Annotated in this window: 20 protein-coding genes and 1 tRNA gene; 17 read left to right on the top strand and 4 right to left on the bottom strand. The window is 54.5% G+C overall.

The genetic code is table 11. The features are described from left to right. The first annotated feature begins 42 nt into the window (after positions 1-42). From TW80_RS07045 to TW80_RS07020, 6 genes are read left to right on the top strand one after another with little or no spacing between them, the layout of a single operon-like run. Positions 43-903, top strand: a complete 861-nt coding sequence (locus TW80_RS07045) for a carbohydrate ABC transporter permease (protein ID WP_045996546.1) — start codon at positions 43-45, stop codon at positions 901-903. A 2-nt stretch (positions 904-905) separates the two neighbouring features. Continuing rightward, positions 906-1,736 carry a carbohydrate ABC transporter permease gene (locus TW80_RS07040; RefSeq protein ID WP_045996545.1) on the top strand — a complete coding sequence of 277 codons (831 nt, stop codon included), beginning with the start codon at positions 906-908 and terminating at the stop codon, positions 1,734-1,736. Further along, entirely contained in the window at positions 1,736-2,497 is a 762-nt protein-coding gene (locus tag TW80_RS07035) for an SDR family oxidoreductase (protein ID WP_045996544.1), read from the top strand. The genes TW80_RS07040 and TW80_RS07035 overlap by 1 nt, the downstream gene beginning before the upstream one ends. Positions 2,498-2,501: 4 nt before the next feature. Beyond that, positions 2,502-3,392: a helix-turn-helix domain-containing protein gene (locus TW80_RS07030; RefSeq protein WP_045996543.1), complete on the top strand. Its 891-nt coding sequence runs from the start codon at positions 2,502-2,504 to the stop codon at positions 3,390-3,392. Then, positions 3,392-4,804 carry a mannitol dehydrogenase family protein gene (locus TW80_RS07025; RefSeq protein WP_045996542.1) on the top strand — a complete coding sequence of 471 codons (1,413 nt, stop codon included), beginning with the start codon at positions 3,392-3,394 and terminating at the stop codon, positions 4,802-4,804. The genes TW80_RS07030 and TW80_RS07025 overlap by 1 nt, the downstream gene beginning before the upstream one ends. Then, positions 4,792-5,811 carry an ABC transporter ATP-binding protein gene (locus TW80_RS07020; protein ID WP_045996541.1) on the top strand — a complete coding sequence of 340 codons (1,020 nt, stop codon included), beginning with the start codon at positions 4,792-4,794 and terminating at the stop codon, positions 5,809-5,811. The genes TW80_RS07025 and TW80_RS07020 overlap by 13 nt, the downstream gene beginning before the upstream one ends. 80 nt (positions 5,812-5,891) lie before the next feature. On the opposite strand, the gene lipB is transcribed toward TW80_RS07020, so the two are convergent. Beyond that, on the bottom strand, positions 5,892-6,545 hold the full coding sequence (gene lipB / locus TW80_RS07015) for a lipoyl(octanoyl) transferase LipB (RefSeq protein WP_045996540.1): 654 nt from the start codon (positions 6,543-6,545) through the stop codon (positions 5,892-5,894). Positions 6,546-6,685: 140 nt separating this feature from the next. Here lipB and TW80_RS07010 point away from each other — a divergent pair. Together TW80_RS07010 and murD are read left to right on the top strand one after the other, a co-directional pair. Beyond that, a tRNA-Leu gene (locus tag TW80_RS07010) sits at positions 6,686-6,772 on the top strand. Positions 6,773-7,133: 361 nt separating this feature from the next. Next, positions 7,134-8,531 carry a UDP-N-acetylmuramoyl-L-alanine--D-glutamate ligase gene (gene murD, locus TW80_RS07005; protein ID WP_045996539.1) on the top strand — a complete coding sequence of 466 codons (1,398 nt, stop codon included), beginning with the start codon at positions 7,134-7,136 and terminating at the stop codon, positions 8,529-8,531. Positions 8,532-8,680: 149 nt separating this feature from the next. Here murD and TW80_RS18515 read toward each other — a convergent pair whose 3' ends face one another. From TW80_RS18515 to TW80_RS06990, 3 genes are read right to left on the bottom strand one after another with little or no spacing between them, the layout of a single operon-like run. Further along, positions 8,681-8,950 carry an imm11 family protein gene (locus TW80_RS18515; protein WP_342585893.1) on the bottom strand — a complete coding sequence of 90 codons (270 nt, stop codon included), beginning with the start codon at positions 8,948-8,950 and terminating at the stop codon, positions 8,681-8,683. Continuing rightward, on the bottom strand, positions 8,907-9,299 hold the full coding sequence (locus TW80_RS06995) for an imm11 family protein (RefSeq protein ID WP_045996537.1): 393 nt from the start codon (positions 9,297-9,299) through the stop codon (positions 8,907-8,909). The genes TW80_RS18515 and TW80_RS06995 overlap by 44 nt, the downstream gene beginning before the upstream one ends. 32 nt (positions 9,300-9,331) lie before the next feature. Then, the gene (locus TW80_RS06990) at positions 9,332-10,519 is read right to left on the bottom strand and encodes an NAD(P)/FAD-dependent oxidoreductase (protein ID WP_045996536.1); all 1,188 of its coding nucleotides are present in this window, start codon (positions 10,517-10,519) and stop codon (positions 9,332-9,334) included. A 177-nt stretch (positions 10,520-10,696) separates the two neighbouring features. Between TW80_RS06990 and ftsW the strand changes: the two genes are divergently transcribed. From ftsW to ftsA, 9 genes are all read left to right on the top strand, one after another. Continuing rightward, entirely contained in the window at positions 10,697-11,866 is a 1,170-nt protein-coding gene (gene ftsW / locus TW80_RS06985; RefSeq protein WP_045996535.1) for a putative lipid II flippase FtsW, read from the top strand. Further along, complete coding sequence (locus tag TW80_RS06980) at positions 11,863-12,960, top strand: UDP-N-acetylglucosamine--N-acetylmuramyl-(pentapeptide) pyrophosphoryl-undecaprenol N-acetylglucosamine transferase (RefSeq protein WP_045996534.1); 1,098 nt, start codon at positions 11,863-11,865, stop codon at positions 12,958-12,960. The genes ftsW and TW80_RS06980 overlap by 4 nt, the downstream gene beginning before the upstream one ends. A gap of 13 nt (positions 12,961-12,973) precedes the next feature. Beyond that, positions 12,974-14,374: a UDP-N-acetylmuramate--L-alanine ligase gene (murC, locus tag TW80_RS06975; protein WP_045996533.1), complete on the top strand. Its 1,401-nt coding sequence runs from the start codon at positions 12,974-12,976 to the stop codon at positions 14,372-14,374. Beyond that, positions 14,374-14,613 carry a DUF2484 family protein gene (locus TW80_RS06970; RefSeq protein ID WP_045996532.1) on the top strand — a complete coding sequence of 80 codons (240 nt, stop codon included), beginning with the start codon at positions 14,374-14,376 and terminating at the stop codon, positions 14,611-14,613. Before murC ends, TW80_RS06970 begins: the two co-directional genes overlap by 1 nt. Positions 14,614-14,686: 73 nt before the next feature. Next, complete coding sequence (locus TW80_RS06965; protein ID WP_045996531.1) at positions 14,687-14,977, top strand: hypothetical protein; 291 nt, start codon at positions 14,687-14,689, stop codon at positions 14,975-14,977. Further along, the gene (murB, locus tag TW80_RS06960) at positions 14,955-15,908 is read left to right on the top strand and encodes a UDP-N-acetylmuramate dehydrogenase (RefSeq protein ID WP_239450498.1); all 954 of its coding nucleotides are present in this window, start codon (positions 14,955-14,957) and stop codon (positions 15,906-15,908) included. Before TW80_RS06965 ends, murB begins: the two co-directional genes overlap by 23 nt. Before the next feature lie 79 nt (positions 15,909-15,987). Next, entirely contained in the window at positions 15,988-16,197 is a 210-nt protein-coding gene (locus tag TW80_RS18040; protein ID WP_157033220.1) for a hypothetical protein, read from the top strand. Further along, positions 16,185-17,081, top strand: coding sequence for a cell division protein FtsQ/DivIB (locus TW80_RS06955; protein WP_045996530.1), 897 nt, complete (start codon positions 16,185-16,187; stop codon positions 17,079-17,081). Before TW80_RS18040 ends, TW80_RS06955 begins: the two co-directional genes overlap by 13 nt. Beyond that, positions 17,081-18,415 (top strand): cell division protein FtsA, encoded by a 1,335-nt coding sequence (gene ftsA / locus TW80_RS06950; RefSeq protein WP_045996529.1) that lies wholly within the window; start codon positions 17,081-17,083, stop codon positions 18,413-18,415. The genes TW80_RS06955 and ftsA overlap by 1 nt, the downstream gene beginning before the upstream one ends. Positions 18,416-18,463 lie beyond the last annotated feature (48 nt).

Here is an 18,463-nt window from a genome sequence, read left to right as displayed (position 1 = left end):
ATTGCCGCCCCAAATTTATTTCGATCAGCAGGAAATCCGGTCATGAACCCCACCCTTGTTAGATGGCTCCAGGCGCCAAGTATCATTGTCCTGTTTCTATGGATGATCGTACCTCTGTCGATGACGATCTACTTCTCGACGATCCGTTACAATCTGCTCTACCCAGAGCGCACAGGCTTTATCGGCCTGCAAAACTATGAATTCTTTTGGACTGACCCATCATTCTTTCCGGCGTTGCTGAATACGCTGGTGCTTGTTGGCTCTGTTTTGGTGATCACTGTGGTCTTGGGGCTCGCGGTCTCGATCCTGATTGATCGCCCATTCCGGGGCAGGGGCATTGTCCGCGTTATGTTGATCTCTCCGTTCTTTATCATGCCGACAGTGTCTGCGTTGATTTGGAAGAACATGTTGATGGATCCAAACAACGGACTGTTCGCATTTTTTGCCAATGTGATTGGTGCAACCCCGATTGAATGGCTGCAAGACATGCCGCTCGCGTCGATCATCATCATGGTCAGCTGGCAGTGGACGCCATTCGCGATCCTGATCTTTATGACGTCGTTGCAATCACAAGACCAAGAACAAAAAGAAGCAGCCACATTGGATGGTGCTGGTTTCTGGTCGCAGTTCCGTCACCTGACCTTGCCGCATCTTGCGCGCCCCATCTCGATTGTGATCTTGATTCAGATGATCTTTCATCTTGCGATCTTTGCCGAGATTTTCGTCACCACTGGTGGTGGACCCGGTGTGCAATCAACGAACTTGACCTACCTGATCTACATTCAATCGCAGCAAGCCTTTGATGTGGGCGTGGCTTCGGCTGGTGGTGTCTTTGCAATTATCCTTGCCAATATTGTTGCGATCTTCCTGATCCGCGCAGTTGGCAAAACGCTGACGGTGTAACCATGACTGATAAACAACGCGAACACCTCAAGAATCGTATTGCAGTTGTGGCTGCATGGATTGTCGCCTGTCTGTTCTTTTTCCCGATCTTCTGGATGGTTTTGACCAGCTTCAAAACCGAAGGGCAGGCGATTGCGATCCCACCGCTGCTGGTCTTTGAGCCTACGCTCGAAAACTACACCGAGATCCAAGAGCGCACGAACTACACCAAATTCGCGATCAACTCGATTGTGACGGCTTTTGGCGGTACGGCGCTGGCACTGTTGATTGCTATTCCTTCGGCCTATGCCATGGCTTTCAACACTGGGCGTTGGACCAAAGATATCCTGATGTGGATGCTGTCGACCAAAATGTTGCCTGCCGTGGGCGTTCTGATGCCAATCTACTTTTTGGCGCAAAAGACGGGTCTGTATGATACCAAAGGTCTGCTGGTTATCATCTATGCCCTGATGAACCTGCCAATCGTGATGTTGATCTTGTTCAACTACTTCCGCGAAATCCCCAAGGAAATCTTGGAAGCATCACGCATGGACGGCACATCGACATATAATGAAATCCGCCAAATCGTCATGCCACTGGCATGGGGCGGGATCGCGTCAACCGCGCTGCTGTCAATCATCCTGTGCTGGAACGAAGCCTTCTGGTCCATCGTTTTGACCACAACGGACGCGAGCACCTTGACCGCATTTGTGGCATCATTCCAAGCACCCGAAGGTCTGTTCTGGGCTAAGGTATCTGCCGTATCGACACTGGCTTGTGCACCAATCGTGGTCTTTGGCTGGCTTGCGCAAAAGCAACTGGTGCAAGGTCTGACATTCGGGGCGGTAAAGTAATGGCCCTGAATGCAGCTCCTGTTGATCTGACTGGCAAGGTTTGCCTCGTGACTGGCGCGAGCGGCGGAATTGGTGCCGCTGCGGTTGCCCACTTCGCGGCCATGGGCGCGACGGTCTATGCGACCGATATTGCCGACAGCTTTGACGGCCCGGCGACGTATCGACAATTCGATTTGTTAAGCGATGCCGGTTTGGCCGAAGCACAAGAATGGATCACCAGCATCGCGCCGGATGTTCTGTTTAATAACGCAGCGATTTTTGACATGGGCGATGTTTTGACCGCCGATCTGGCGCAATACGACCGTCTATTCGGGGTTAACGTGCGTGCGTTCTATGCTGTCATGCAGACCACCGCCAAAGCAATGGTCGCGGCGGGTAAACCCGGATCAATCATCAATCTGTCCAGCCAAGCGGGGCATCGGGGTGAGGCATTGGTCGCGCATTACTGTGCAACCAAAGCCGCCGTGATCAGCTATACGCAATCCGCAGCACTCGCTCTGGCCCCCCATAAGATCCGCGTAAACGCGATTTCGCCAGGGGTCATCGACACGCCGATGTGGAAACATGTCGACAGCCTGTTTGCGAAGTTCGAAGGCAAAGAAATCGGCCAGAAAAAACGCGAAGTCGGCGAGGCCGTGCCTTTGGGTTACATGGGGTCGCCTGATGATGTCGCCCGTGTTGCTGTGTTCCTTGCCTCTGAACAATCGTCCTATCTGACGGCTCAGACCATCGGCGTCGATGGCGGTAATGTGCTGAGGTAGCGCAATGTCGATTATTCAGCCTGAACTGGAAGTCCTTGAAAGCAGCCCCGATAGCCTTCGCTATCTAGAGCACGGCTGGCCCGATCCATTGTGTCGTTGGCATTCGCACAAAGAATGCGAGCTGCACCTGATCGTGGCCACCAATGGGCGCAGCTATGTCGGTGACTACATCGGTGATTTTGCGCCCGGTGATCTGTTTTTGATTGGGCCGCATTTGCCGCACAACTGGATCACGGACGAGGTTTGGACAGAACCTGTCGCGCAGCGGGATATGGTCATTCAGTTCGATCACGAAAAGATCGAAGGCTTGGTCAAACACTTCCCCGAGTTCGAGCCATCGCAAAACCTGATCAAGCGTTCACAATGCGGGATTAAGTTTAACGGCTACCCTATGGAAGACGCCAAAGCGCGCCTTGCGTCATTGCGTGACGGGACGGGACCACACCGGGTGCTGGAGTTTTTTGAGTTCCTGACTGTGCTGGCCGAACATCCAGACACAGAAACCATGTCGATCCAAAAGATTGATCACGCAAAGCGCAGCAAGCAACAGATTAAAATCTGCGATGTCGTCGATCATATCGTTCAGAACTTTGCGGATGAGATTTCGGTCGAAAGCGCGGCGAAAATGGCCGGCATGACCGAAGCCACATTCCGCCGAAATTTCCAGGCAACGACCGGGCACCGCTTTGTTGAATTCGTCAACGGCGTGCGCATCGGTCAGGCCTGCGGGATGCTTTACGCCACCGACGAACAAGTCGCAGCAATTTGCTATCAGGTCGGGTTTCAGAACCTGGCAAATTTCAACCGACACTTCTTGAAAATGAAGGGCATGACACCGTCTGCCTATCGGGACAAAGCCCGAAAAGATTTGATCCCTACAAAGGAAACTGCGTGATGAATCAATCCGCTAACGCCACCATCTATGAAACGACCTATGATCGCGCTGATTGCGCGGTGGGTGTTGTTCATCTGGGATTTGGTGCGTTTCACCGGGCCCATCAGGCCCAATACATTGACGACTATATGCAAAAGTCGGGTGATCTGGCGTGGGGGATTGCCGCTGTCAATTTGCGCGCGCCCGAAGCAGATGTTTTTGCTCAATGCACTGATTGGGAAAACGGCTATTTGCTGAAATCCACCACACCTGATGGTGAAGTGTCTTTGCGGCGTGTACGGAGCCATGTTGCCTTTTCTGATTGGTCCAAAGATGTCGATGCGGCAGAGGACCTGCTGGCGCAAGCTAGCGTCCATATGGTGACGATCACAGTGACTGAAAGCGGCTATTACACGGACCCCAAAGGTGCGCTTGATGCCAACGACCCAACAATTGCTGCCGAAGTGGCAGGCGGGGCACCCACAACTGTTTATGCCTATCTGCAAAACGCGCTAAAGCGGCGGATGGACGCGGGTGGTGCGCCAATTACCGTATGCTGCTGCGATAACATTCGTCAAAATGGCAAGATGCTAAAGGCGAATTTTGCGGCCTATCTTACGCTGACGCGGCAAGATGCACTGGCGCAATGGGTTGCGGAAAACGTGACTTTTCCCTGTTCCATGGTGGACCGGATCACCCCGCGTTCGACCGCAGCGCTGTCAGCCGAATTGTCAGAGCAAACTGGCGAAACGGTAAATCAGCCGATTGCGGCAGAAGCCTTTGTGCAGTGGGTATTGCAGAATAATTTTGCTGGGCCAATGCCTGCGCTGGATCAGGTTGATGTGACCGTTACGGACAACGTGGACCCCTATGAGGAAACGAAAATTCGGGTTCTCAATGGTGGGCATACCTGCTTGACCTATCTGGGTGCGCTGCATGGTATCGAAACCTTTGATGCGGCGATGCGCGTTCCAGAGCTTTTTGACCACTTCTGGAACTATGAAACCCAAGAAGTGCTGCCCGCGCTGACCATTGAATTGCCTTTCTCGAAAGAGGCTTATCTTGATGACATCGCTGCGCGCTTTAAGAACGAAGCCATCGCCGATACGGTTGCCCGGATTTGCGCTGATGGTGTCGCGAAATTCCCGATCTTTATCCGACCAACGCTTGAGGGATGCCTCAAGCAAGGTGTGATGCCGCATCACGGCATTCGGAGCATCGCGAGCTGGTACGTATTTGCGCAGCATGTTGCCGCCGGGCGTATCCCGTTTGACTATCTTGAACCAAGCTGGGAGGGCCTGAAGGCAATGCTTGGTACGGATGAATTTGTAACTTCACAGCAGCTTTGGGGTGATCTGCCCACCGCCTATCCTGCATTCGCCGACACATTGCGTGCGGCCATCAAAGACATGGAGCAATCATGGCCAGTTTGACAATCCGCGACGTTCGCAAATCTTATGGTTCTGTGCAGGTGATGCATGGAATTGACCTTGATATCGAAGACGGTGAATTCGTTGTATTTGTTGGGCCATCGGGCTGCGGTAAGTCGACGCTGCTGCGCATGATCGCAGGTCTCGAAGAGATTACGAGCGGTACAGTCGCAATTGACGATGAGGTCGTCAATGAAACAGCCCCGTCCAAGCGTGGCGTTGCGATGGTGTTTCAGACTTACGCGCTTTATCCACATATGTCGGTCTACAAAAACATGGCGTTTGGTCTGAAACAGATCAAAACTCCAGAAGATGAGATCGACCGCCGCGTTAAGGCGGCTGCCGAAGTCCTACAGATCAACGACTATTTGGATCGTAGCCCACGGAACCTGTCGGGTGGACAGCGCCAACGTGTTGCCATTGGCCGCGCCATTGTTCGTGACCCCAAGGTTTTCTTGTTTGATGAGCCCTTGTCGAACCTTGACGCTGCGTTGCGTGTACAAACACGGTTCGAGATTTCGAAACTGCATGAACGGCTTGGTTCGACGATGATCTATGTGACACACGATCAGGTCGAGGCGATGACCCTTGCCGATAAGATCGTTGTGTTGCGTGATGGTCGCGTAGAGCAGGTTGGTTCCCCGACCCAGCTATATGATCACCCTGATAATATGTTTGTGGCGCAGTTTATCGGCAGCCCCAAGATGAACTTCTTTGCGTCTCAAGACATTAGTGCAGGCTCTGAGGTGTCGGTGAGCAACGGTCAGGTGTTGGGTATTCGCCCAGAGCATTTGATTGCTGTTCCAGAGCAAGACAGCTGGTTGAGCGGGAGCGTCGATCTGGTGGAGAACCTAGGTGAATATATCCTGGTGCACCTGACCACGGATCATGGCACTGGCTTTGTCGCTAAAATGGATCGTGCAGAAATCAAGAATGGCACACGGTTGTCATTCAAGGCCGATACGAAAATGACCCATCGATTTGATGAAGCCTCTGGTGCGCGGGTCTAATGCTTCCCAAGTGACTGATGGCCCGGCCAATTGGCTGGGTCATTTGCTATGGTGACAGGGGAGGTGGATTAAAATCCACCCTACGCAGACACCAGATATTCTTCAAAACAACGTTTTAGGGCGACATCAAGGTCGTTCATATCGACCGGCAACCCCAGATCAACAAGGCTGGTCACACCGTGATCCGTGATCCCGCAGGGGACGATACCGGCGAAATGAGTCAGGTCTGGCTCTACGTTGATTGAGATACCGTGGAAAGACACCCATTTGCGTAACCGAATGCCGATGGCGGCGATCTTGTCTTCGGCGACGCTTCCGTCGATTTGCTGTGGCTTTTCGGGGCGCTGCACCCAAACGCCGACACGTCCGTCACGGATTTCGCCTTTGACATTGAAGGTCTCAAGCGTGGCAATCACCCAGTTCTCTAGATCCTTCACGAATTGGCGCACGTCCCGACCACGCTTTGCGACATCAAGCATCACATAGACAACTCGCTGCCCAGGACCATGATAGGTGTATTCACCGCCGCGTCTTGCCTCAAAAACCGGGAAACGATTGGGGTCAATCAGGTCTTTGGATTTAGCGGAAGTTCCGGCGGTATAGAGTGGCGGGTGCTCGAGCAACCAAACGCATTCTGTGGCCTCGCCGCGGGCGATGGCATCGACCCGCTGTTCCATAAAGGTGAGCGCGTCTTGATATGCGACGAACCCGTCCGAAGTAATCCATTCCACCATTGGTCATGCTCTCCTGTACTGCGAGATATGGCTCTGCGACCGCAAAAAGTCACCCCCAGTTTCGATTGCGGGTAAAACAATGCGTTTTGCCTCTTGGCAAGGGGGCATCGCTCGACTAGAAGCGCGGCAGCTAATGACTTGCGGTCGTGGCGGAATTGGTAGACGCGCAGCGTTGAGGTCGCTGTGAGGTAACACTCGTGGGGGTTCGAGTCCCCCCGACCGCACCATTCATTCCCTTCTAGATTTGTCCAGAGGTCCCGTGCATGCGGTTCGCGGAAACTTAAGCAATATGCTTTGGTTCTGTCTGTTTCATCCCGGCCTTTGTAAATGACCTTCGAAACCAAAGCGACCCGCTGGTTTGGATCGTGGCTGATCCGGATTGCGTGGTTGAGGCGCGAGCGCCTAAGTTCGCCTAGACGTTCATCAGGCAGATAAATACGCTACTTGTTCGGGGGTGCTACACCTAAATAGTTGAACACTCGTATACATGGAAGGTTCGTTTCCAAATTGGGTGAAGGTCTAGCCGTTGCTCTTGCGTCCAATGTGCCTGTCGGGGCAATGTCTGCGCAAATATGCAGTGAGGCAAAGATGATTCCAGTTCAGGGCTATGTTGGTCAAACCGTTGCGGTCTTGGGTCTTGGCCGTTCGGGGCGTGCGACCGCTGCGGCATTGGTTGCAGGTGGCGCTGAAGTGGTAGTTTGGGACGACAGCGTTCCCGCGCGCGAGGCAGCAGCTGAGGCTGGCCTTACTGTTCTAGATTTGACGAAAAACGGCGCGTTTGATGGCATCGTTAAGTTGATCGTCAGCCCCGGCATCCCGCATCTGTATCCGCAGCCCAATGCTGTGATTGCCACTGCATGGGATGCTGCTGTTCCGGTAGATAACGATATTGGGCTGTTTTTCCAATCGTTTGCCACATCGGATTGGGGGAACTTTGACGTATCTCCACGCGTCGTTGCTGTGACTGGGTCGAACGGAAAGTCCACGACGTCGGCGCTTATTCATCATATCTTGATTGAAAACGGCCGGCCTGCGCAATTGGCGGGGAATATCGGTCGCGGCGTTCTTGATATCGAACCGGCGCATGACGGAGAGGTCGTCGTGCTGGAGCTTTCGTCCTATCAAACCGATCTAGCGCGGTCGTTGACGCCCGATATTGCAGTTTTGACGAACTTGTCGCCCGATCATTTGGATCGTCACGCGGGGCTGGGTGGATATTTTGCGGCCAAGCGTCGTTTGTTTGCCGAAGGTGGGCCGGATCGGGCGATCATTGGCGTCGATGAGGTCGAGGGCCGCTATCTTGCCAATCAATTGATTGAAGGGGCAGGGGATGATCGCGTCATCCAGATTTCATCCGGGCGCAAGCTGACGGATGGATGGGCCGTTTCGGCGCGCAAAGGATTCCTGTCTGAAATGCGCAAGGGGCGGCAGGTTGCCTCTATTGATCTGCGTAATGTGCCGGGACTACCCGGTGCGCATAACCACCAAAACGCCTGCGCCGCCTATGCGGTTTGCCGTAGTCTAGGGCTTGGCCCGAAGGGGATCGAGGCCGCGATGCACAGCTATCCGGGACTGCCGCATCGGTCGCAATTGGTCGCCGAACATAACGGCGTGCGCTATGTGAACGACAGCAAGGCGACCAACGTTGATAGCGCTGCTAAGGCATTGCAAGCATTTACAAAGATCCGCTGGATCTGCGGCGGGCTACAAAAAGAAGGCGGTTTGGACGCGCTGCTGCCGCAGCTTGGCAACGTCGCCAAAGCCTATGTGATCGGTCGTGAAGCCGAGGAGTTCGCGCGTCAACTAAGCGGAGCAGAGGCCGAAGTGTCTGGCACCATGGCGGCCGCTGTATCCAGTGCCGCTGCTGACGCACAGCCGGGGGATGTCGTGCTGCTCGCGCCTGCGGCGGCGTCGTTTGATCAATACGACAGCTTTGAGAAACGGGGAGAGGATTTTATCGCCTGCGTGCAAGACTCGACATCCTAAGGTTCACCTAAAACATGCCATCCCGCAAAGTACAGTGGTGTTGCATAGCGTGTGTGGCTCTCGGGTCGGCCATTTGGTCGGTTCGTCGCGGGGTTCATGATGCGTGCGATTGTACGATGATTGGCTTTCGTTGTCATACAGTTGCAGAGCTAGACTTGGTCGAATTTCTGGTGCCCCATGCCCAGAAAATTCTGTTCGGCCAACGCAGTAAATAATTCATCTGAAATGAAGCGCCCGATCGTGTATTTATCGTGCCACGCATGGCAGCTGCCTATTTTTTGTGTGGAAAATACCATTTTGTCATTGCCATCGTAGCTTGGCATGTAGTGTTCATCGTCACCGACAGGCGGAATACAGGCATCCTTCGCCAACGTATTAAGGCGATTGCAAATGTAGAGAAAATATCGCTTTGCGATCACTTTGCCCCCCCTGCTCTATGTCAACAGGAAGAAATTGATGCACATCTGGTTCGAAACGTTCTACGATTTGTTTGAACGTCTCTGTGACAAGTAAGCCCTTGCCCCATGCCTCAAACACCTCATAAAATGGAAACTCTTCATTACCTTTGCGTCGCAAGCGCGTAGGCATATGCGTCGTGTCGATAGGCCGGCCGCTCCACCCCATGCCAAAACTAACACCCCATCGGCCATCTTGGCTTGGGTCGATCAATTCGACTTTATCAAAGTCACCATCAACTGGAATAAGCACCTCGGTCAGGATGCCAGCCAGTTTAGGATCAGGCGCACCTCCAGAAATATGATATACCATTTCTAAACTCCGTCTTCTTTTTCTAGACCTATTTATTCATTCGTGGTTGCCTTGATCGCTTGCCCCGCTGCCCAGCCAGATGACCATGCCCATTGGAAGTTGTATCCGCCTAGCCAGCCTGTGACGTCGACAGCTTCGCCGATGAAATAGAGACCGCGGACGGATCTTGCGCCCATTGTTTTTGACGACAATGCGTCTGTGTCGACCCCGCCGAGTGTGACTTCAGCTGTGCGGTAGCCTTCGGTGCCTGAGGGCTTCAGATGCCATTGTGAAAGCTGGTCTGTAATTTCGCTGAGCCGCGTGTCGCTCTGATCGGCGATGTTGCCAGAGAGCAGAAGATCGTCGGCGAGGAATTCAACCAAACGGCCGGGAATATGCTGAGACATGACCGTTGTTAGCGCCTTTTTACCTTGGGTTTTACGCGCTGATTTCAGTAATTCCAGCAGGTCAGATTTTGGATCCAGATTTACGGTTATTTCGTTGCCTTCATTCCAATAAGAGGACGCCTGCAAGACAGCCGGGCCGGAAAGTCCGCGATGGGTAAAGAGGATCGCTTCGTCAAAGCTCGTGTCATTTGCGCTGACACGAGCGGGCAGGGCGACCCCGGCGAGCGGTTTGAAGCGATCTTCGCCAAAGGTGAAGGGTACGAGACCGGGACGTGTTTCAATTATGGGCAGGTCAAACTGTTCGGCGATTTGATAGGCAAGACCGGTCGCGCCCATTTTGGGAATGGATTTGCCGCCCGATGCCACGACAAGATTTGTCGCGATGACTTCGGTCAGGCGCCCGTCACGCGAGAGTTCCGTGCGAAAGTTTGTGCCGTCATGACGGATATTGCTGATCGTGGTGTGTAGCCAGAGCTTGGCGCCGGCTTTGTCCATTTCGGCGCGTAGCATGGCGACGATATCCTTAGCTGTGTCATCGCAGAACAGTTGACCAAGCGTCTTTTCATGCCATGCGATCCGATACTGATCGACCAGCGCGATAAAATCCCACTGCGTATACCGTTTGAGCGCGGATTTGCAGAAGTGTTTGTTTTGGCTAATAAAGTTGGCCGGACTGGCATGCAAATTCGTAAAGTTGCAGCGGCCGCCGCCGGAAATGCGGATTTTCTCGCCGGGGGCTTTGGCGTGATCCACGACAAGCGTATCTGGCCCAGCGTGAGCCGCGCACATCATGCCAGCCGCGCCAGCGCCAATTATCAGAGTATTTACCTTCATTCTGGTGATGTGCCGTGGAACGCGCCGTCATGCAAGCGCGATCAAATTTTGCAAAATTTGATCTCAGTCACGCCGTCTAAATCAGCGCGACAATTTTCTATAGAATCAGTCACAAATGCTAGCTATGCTGCCCTTAGACCCGGCAAACGGGCAGTTGAGGCAGTAAGGTGGTAATCCATGACGGAAATGGTCTATGGGGCGGTCCCGGTGCGATCTGGCGATCCCGTTCTTCCAAGGTGGTGGCGAACAATCGACAAATGGACATTGTCCAGCATCCTGATTTTGTTCGGGGTGGGGCTGTTGTTGGGGCTTGCCTCTTCGCCGCCCTTGGCTGCGAAGAACGGACTTGATCCATTTCACTATGTGACGCGGCAGGCGATTTTTGGCGGCATGGCGATGATTGTCATGTTTACTGTGTCGATGATGTCTCCGACACTCGTGCGACGGTTGGCCGTGATTGGTTTTGTCGGCGCCTTTGCTGCGCTGGTGATGCTACCTGTGTTGGGGACCGACTTTGGCAAGGGGGCGACCCGCTGGTACTCGCTGGGCTTTGCGTCAGTACAGCCTTCGGAGTTTCTTAAGCCCGGGTTTATTGTGATGGCCGCGTGGATGTTGTCGGCGTCGCAGCAGTTGGGCGGCCCACCCGGAAAAGCATATTCCTTTGTCATGACAGTTGTGATCGTTTTGATCCTGGCCATGCAGCCTGACTTTGGGCAGGCTTGCTTGATCCTGTTTTCATGGGGCGTGATGTATTTCGTCGCAGGCGCGCCGATGTTGCTCTTGTTGGTGTTAGCTGGGCTCGTCGTTTTGGGGGGAACGGTTGCGTACAACAGTTCTGAACATTTTGCCCGCCGGATTGACGGGTTTTTGTCGCCTGATTTGGACCCAACAACACAGTTGGGATACGCGACTAACGCAATCCGCGAGGGCGGTTTTTTCGGTGTGGGTGTCGGTGAAGGGCAGGTAAAATGGTCTTTGCCAGATGCGCACACTGATTTCATCATTGCGGTCGCTGCCGAGGAATATGGGCTGATCTGTGTCCTGGTGATTATTGCGCTTTATAGTTTAATCGTAGTGCGTTCATTGCTACGCCTGATGAAAGAGCGCGATCCCTTTATTCGGCTTGCGGGGACCGGGTTGGCTTGTGTTTTTGGTGTGCAGGCGATGATCAATATGGGGGTTGCTGTGCGGTTGTTGCCAGCGAAGGGGATGACCTTGCCATTTGTTTCTTACGGCGGATCGTCGCTTATTGCGGGGGGCATTACCGTGGGAATGTTGCTTGCATTTACGCGTTCGCGCCCACAAGGAAAGATGGAAGATATTTTGCGACGTAGGGCCAATCGATGACCGCACCTCTTTTGATTATTGCCGCGGGTGGAACCGGGGGGCACATGTTCCCCGCGCAGGCCTTGGCCGAAGCGATGCTGGCAAAAGGGTGGCGTGTGCGCCTTTCGACGGATGCGCGTGGTGCCCGTTATACGTCGGGCTTTCCAGAGGACGTGGAAATTAGCGTTGTGGGTAGTGCGACGTTTGCGCGTGGCGGCATTTTGCAGAAACTTGCCGTGCCGTTTCGGATTTTGGGCGGCATCGCTGCGGCAAAGTGGAAGATGCTGTTTGACCGTCCTGCTGTAGTTGTTGGATTTGGTGGATACCCGGCCATTCCTGCTATGGCGGCGGCGTGGGCGCTGCGGGTTCCGCGTATGATCCACGAGCAAAACGGCGTCTTGGGGCGGGTGAACCAGCTCTTTGCAAAACGCGTGAACAAGGTCGCCTGCGGAACATGGCCAACGGCCCTGCCCAATGGGGTTGAGGGCGTGCATACAGGAAACCCCGTGCGTTCTGCCGTGTTGGATCGTGCTGGTGCGCCGTATATCGCGCCGGGTGATTATCCGATGTCTGTTGTTGTGCTGGGCGGAAGCCAAGGTGCGCGGATCATGTCAGACATTGCGCCACCTGCAATCGCCGCCTTGCCAGAGCATATTCGCCGCAACGTACGTGTGAGCCATCAGGCCCGCGATGAAGACTTGGAGCGGGTGACAAACTATTACGAAGCAGAGATGATCACCGCAGAGGTGCAAACGTTCTTTGCGGATGTGCCTGATCGCATGGCCGAAGCACAGTTGGTGATTTCGCGCTCTGGTGCTTCGACAGTCGCCGACGTGAGCATCATTGGCCGCCCTGCGATCTGGGTGCCCTTGGCCAGTGCGATCCGCGATGAGCAAACAGCAAATGCGCGGCAATTGGTCGAAACCGGTGCCGCAGTCATGATGACCGAAGCCGAATTCGAAGTGGCTCCGCTGACTGCGATGTTGGAAAAGCTGCTCTCGGACGAAGCGGGCATGATGAAAATGTCCCAGGCTGCCGTCGAATGCAGTGTCCCAGACGCAACCGAGCGGCTGGTCCAGCTTGTTGAAGAATTGGCCGAACCGGCCGAAAAATAACGGAAAGATTGCGATGAACGCTGCAGCGACAAAATTGCCGATGGATGTCGGGCCAATCCACTTTGTTGGGATTGGTGGCATTGGGATGTCTGGCATCGCCGAGGTTTTGATAAACCATGGCTATACGGTGCAAGGGTCTGATCTCAAAAGTTCTAAGATCACGGACCGTTTGACGACACTTGGGGCAACGGTTTTCGAAGGGCAGCGCGCAGAGAACCTAGAAGGTGCCGAGGTCATCGTGATCTCCTCTGCTATTAAGCCGGGTAACCCCGAACTTGACGCCGCGCGTGCCAAGGGGCTGCCTGTGGTGCGCCGTGCCGAAATGCTGGCCGAACTGATGCGCCTGAAGTCCAATATCGCCGTGGCTGGGACACACGGTAAAACGACTACTACCACTATGGTTGCTGCCCTTCTTGATGAAGGCGGCATCGATCCGACAGTGATCAACGGTGGTATCATCCATGCCTATGGTTCGAACGCGCGCATGGGGCAGGGGGAATGGATGGTGGTCGAAGCCGACGAAAGCGACGGCACATTCAACCGTTTGCCCGCGACTATTGCGATTGTAACGAACATCGACCCGGAACACATGGAGCACTGGGGCACCGAAGAGGCGCTGCACAAGGGCTTCTATGATTTTGTGTCGAATATCCCGTTCTACGGACTGGCGGTATGCTGTACCGATGACCCCGACGTTCAGGCGCTCGTTGGGAAAATCACGGATCGCCGTGTGACGACCTTTGGCTTTAACGCCCAAGCGGACGTGCGTGCGATCAATCTGCGCTATGAGGCGGGGACCGCCCATTTTGACGTGTCGCTTCAGGACGAAGGCACATTGATCGAAGGGTGTGAACTGCCCATGCCGGGCGACCACAACGTTTCCAATGCACTGTCGGCCGTCGCTGTGGCGCGGCATCTTGGGATGAAACGTGATGAGATTCGCGCGGCGCTCAAGGGGTTTAAGGGCGTTAATCGCCGCTTTACCAAAGTTGGCGAAGTCAACGGCGTTACGATTATTGATGACTACGGCCATCACCCTGTCGAAATTGCTGCGGTGCTCAAGGCCGCTTGTCAGGCAACCACTGGGCGGGTGATCGCGGTGCATCAGCCGCATCGTTATAGTCGCCTATCGCATCACTTTGACGATTTCTGCGCATGTTTCAATGACGCTGATGTGGTTGGTATCTCTGATATTTTCGCTGCTGGCGAAGATCCGATCCCCGGTGCCGGGCGTGACGATTTGGTTGCAGGTCTGGTCCGTCACGGCCACCGTCACGCGCGTAGTGTCGAGTCCGAGGATGATCTAGAGCGTCTCGTCCGCGAGCAGGCCAAGCCTGGCGATATGGTGGTTTGTCTCGGGGCGGGGACAATTAGCACATGGGCCAACCGCCTGCCTGATCGGCTGTCGAAATAATGGCCCTAATCTGCGTAGGATTGTGGTGGGTCATGGCGATTGTGATGCGCCTGCTTCCGACGACAGATAACCATTGGACACGCGCATACATCCTGATCGCATTGGGTATCCCATTGGTGATTTGGGTGTGGATCGCGTTTAACCCATTGGTTGCGTTTTTTGTTTTCCTGTCCGGCTGCTCGGTGGTGCGGTGGCCGATCTACTATTTCTATTTGTGGCTTCGTCGTCGGGGTAGTTGATAAGGTTACCTCTTGACGGTGAACGTCGTTCATGTAGCTTTAATTGAACATCGTTCAAATACTTGAGGTCGTTATGTATAACGGAATCTATTTTCTCCTGATCGTTCCAGCGCTTCTATTTCTCGTTGGGTTTGTTCTGGGTTACAAATTCATGAAGGGGCGGCTGATCGTGCCATTTACCGTTTTGGCGCTGATTTGGTTGGGCTTTACACTCGCGGTAATTTTTGGAATTCAGCAATCCGTCGTCGCGGGCAGTCTTGGACTTGGGCTCTGTTTGTATGGCATTAATGCGCCAAGCGGCATCGGCTTGCTGATTGGCGGAAGCGTAGGATGGTTCAAGCGTGAGCAAAAAGATTCAAGATAAACTCCCCCAGGTGCGCGGCACGCTGACATTTGATCGATCACTGGCCGAGCGTACATGGCTCCGCGTTGGCGGCCCGGCGGACGTACTGTTCCAGCCCGCCGATCTTGATGATTTACAGCAATTCCTCGCTGGGCTGCCACACGATATCCCTGTGTTTACAATGGGGGTGGGTAGCAACCTGATCGTGCGTGATGGCGGTATTCGGGGCGTCGTCATTCGGCTTGGGCGCGGGTTCAATTCCATTGATCCCGAAGGCGAGACTGTCGTCGCGGGGGCTGCGGCGTTAGATGCGCATGTCGCGCGCAAGGCCGCACAGGTCGGGCGGGATCTGACGTTTTTACGCACGATCCCGGGTACGATTGGTGGGGCAATTCGGATGAATGCAGGTTGCTACGGATCCTACGTGGCTGATGTGCTGAAATCCGCTAAGGTTGTTTTGCGTGACGGATCGCTTGTGACGCTCTGTGCTGATGATCTGCAATTTGCCTATCGTAGCGCGACCCTGCCCGAGGGCGCTATCATTGTGTCTGCGGAATTTTCGGCACCTTCTGGTGATCCGGCTACCCTTGAGCAACGCATGGCTGACCAATTGGCAAAGCGCGATGAAACCCAACCGACAAAGGACCGAACTGCGGGATCGACATTTCGCAACCCGGCTGGATTTTCATCGACCGGACGCGAAGACGATGTTCATGATCTAAAGGCATGGAAGGTCATCGATAACGCCGGAATGCGTGGCGCGACGCGCGGCGGCGCTGTGATGAATGAGAAACACTCGAACTTTTTAACAAATGCGGGTGGGGCGACTGCCGCTGATCTCGAAGATTTGGGCGAAGAGGTGCGGAAAAAGGTTTACGATTCGCAAGCGATTACGCTAGAGTGGGAAATTATGCGGGTCGGTACACGCAGGGGTGACGCCAGCAGTAATTGAATGGCCGAAAAACGGCTGGATCCACAATGGATCACATAAATGACGGATCGCAAAAGATCCGCAAAAGAGGCGAGTGGGTATGTCGAGCAGGGCAAACCCCAAAGTTGCGAGAGTAACGGATCGGCTGATTGCATCTCGGGCAGGTGCGACGTCGTTCGGAGTCGATTCTGATGCAGCTTTGCGGGGCAAAACATGTGAAGTAATCGTGACCGATCTAGGTCAGTCATTGGCATCAACCTCTGCATCGTCGGGGGTTTGGGTGCTGGAGGCGAGCGGATGCGAAGTTTGATCCGTCGTCCAGCCGCGGCTGTTCCACATGATCCGGCGCCGTCGCGATTGGGCTATCGGTATCAGCGATTGCTTTTGACGCCCGGCTTTCGGGCAACCATGCGGATTGGCGTGCCAATCCTTTTGATTGCTTCGATTGCGGGATCACATTTTTCACAACCAGAAAATCGCGCTGCGTTGATGGCGCAGATCGAAAGCACCAAGCAGCGTTTCCAGCAGCGTCCACAGTTCATGGTTAAGGCAATGACCATCACTGGCGCGGATCAGGAAACCATGACACGGGTGATCGATCTGCTTCCCAAAGAATACCCTGTGTCGTCTTTTGATCTGGATCTCGAAGAAACGCGCCGCACCATTGAGGCATTGGACCCCGTTCAATCTGCCAGCGTGCGCGTTGGTGCTGCCGGGACGCTTGAAGTGCGGTTGACACCGCGTGTGCCTGCCGCGCTTTGGCGTGATGGGGCGGATCTGCGGTTGATCGACGGCGGCGGTATTGTTTCGGGCACTGTGACGTCACGGTCTGATCGGTTGGATTTGCCACTGATCGCGGGAGATGGCGCAGAACAGCATATTGCTGAGGCGCTTGCGCTATATGCCGGGGCAGGGCCCTTGCAGGAACGTGTTCGCGGGTTGGTCCGTATGGGCGAACGGCGCTGGGATATTGTGCTGGATCGTGATCAGCGGATCATGCTGCCCGCAACGGGGGCCGTCGCTGCGCTTGATCGGGTGATCGCATTGAATGACGCGCAAGACATGCTCGAGAGAGATGTCGTTGTGGTGGATATGCGCAACGCGCAGCGCCCAACTCTGCGTATGAACGAAGAGGCCGTGGCCGCATTGCGCCGGGTCAACGAAAATATAACCACCAATGGGGCAGGCAACTAATGGGCGACGTATACGATAATCAGCGCGCGATGCGTCAAATGCGCAAAGCGGCAATGCAGCGCGGCGTGGTGGCAATTTTGGATGTGGGCACATCAAAAATTGCCTGCCTTGTGTTGCGCTTTGATGGCCCGGAACAGTTCAAAAGCGTCGATGGTGTTGGTTCAATGGCGGGCCAATCGCAATTTCGCGTGATTGGTGCTGCGACAACGCGGTCACGCGGTGTGCGCTTTGGCGAAATCGAAGCCATGCAAGAAACTGAACGTGCTATTCGGACTGTCGTACAGGCAGCGCAGAAAATGGCCAAAGTACGTGTTGATCACGTGATCGCATCACTTTCGGGTGGTCGGCCTCGGTCATATGGGTTGGACGGTGCTCTTGATGTGTCTGGGGGCATGGTCACAGAGCAAGACATCAGCCAAGTCATGGCGAATTGCGATGTGCCTGACTACGGTAGTGATCGCGAGGTTCTGCATGCGCAGCCAGTGAACTTTGCGCTGGATCATCGGTCGGGGCTTGCTGATCCGCGTGGCCAGATTGGTAACCGTCTGACGACTGATATGCACATGTTGACCGTGGATTCGGTTGCGCTCCAAAATCTGTTCTACTGTATCAAACGCTGTGATCTTGAGCTCGCCGGTTTGGCGTCCTCGGCTTATGTATCTGGCATGTCGTCTTTGGTTGAGGACGAGCAAGAATTGGGCGCGGCCTGTATTGATCTTGGTGGCGGGTCTACGGGCATTTCGGTCTTTATGAAAAAGCACATGATCTATGCGGATTCCGTGCGCATGGGCGGCGATCATGTGACCTCTGATATTTCGATGGGCCTGCAGATCCCTGCGGCGACGGCCGAACGGATCAAGACCTTTTATGGTGGTGTCGTCGCAACCGGTATGGACGATCGCGAGATGATCGAAACGGGCGGCGAGACAGGCGATTGGGAACATGACCGTCGCACCGTGAGCCGTGCCGAGTTAATCGGAATTATGCGTCCACGTGTTGAGGAAATTCTCGAAGAGGTCCGCGCACGGCTTGACGCCGCCGGATTTGAGCATCTGCCCAGCCAGCAAATCGTGCTGACCGGTGGTGGTAGCCAAATACCGGGGCTTGATGGCCTCGCAAGCAAGATTTTGGGCCAGCAGGTCCGGCTCGGTCGTCCGTTGCGTGTGCAGGGTCTGCCGCAGGCCGCGATTGGCCCGGCGTTCTCGAGCGCGGTTGGTCTGTCGCTTTTTGCGGCGAACCCGCAGGACGAGTGGTGGGATTTTGAGATTCCAGCCGATCGTTACCCTGCCAGATCGCTGAAACGTGCTGTAAAATGGTTCAAAGACAACTGGTAATGCGCAACATTTTGCCGACAAGCCGAAATCAAGCGGGGATCGAATAAA

The organism is Loktanella sp. S4079 (assembly GCF_000967725.1).
Taxonomy (GTDB): domain Bacteria; phylum Pseudomonadota; class Alphaproteobacteria; order Rhodobacterales; family Rhodobacteraceae; genus Yoonia.
Note: the sequence above shows the minus strand (reverse complement) of the source record. Positions and strands in the feature narration are given on the sequence as shown.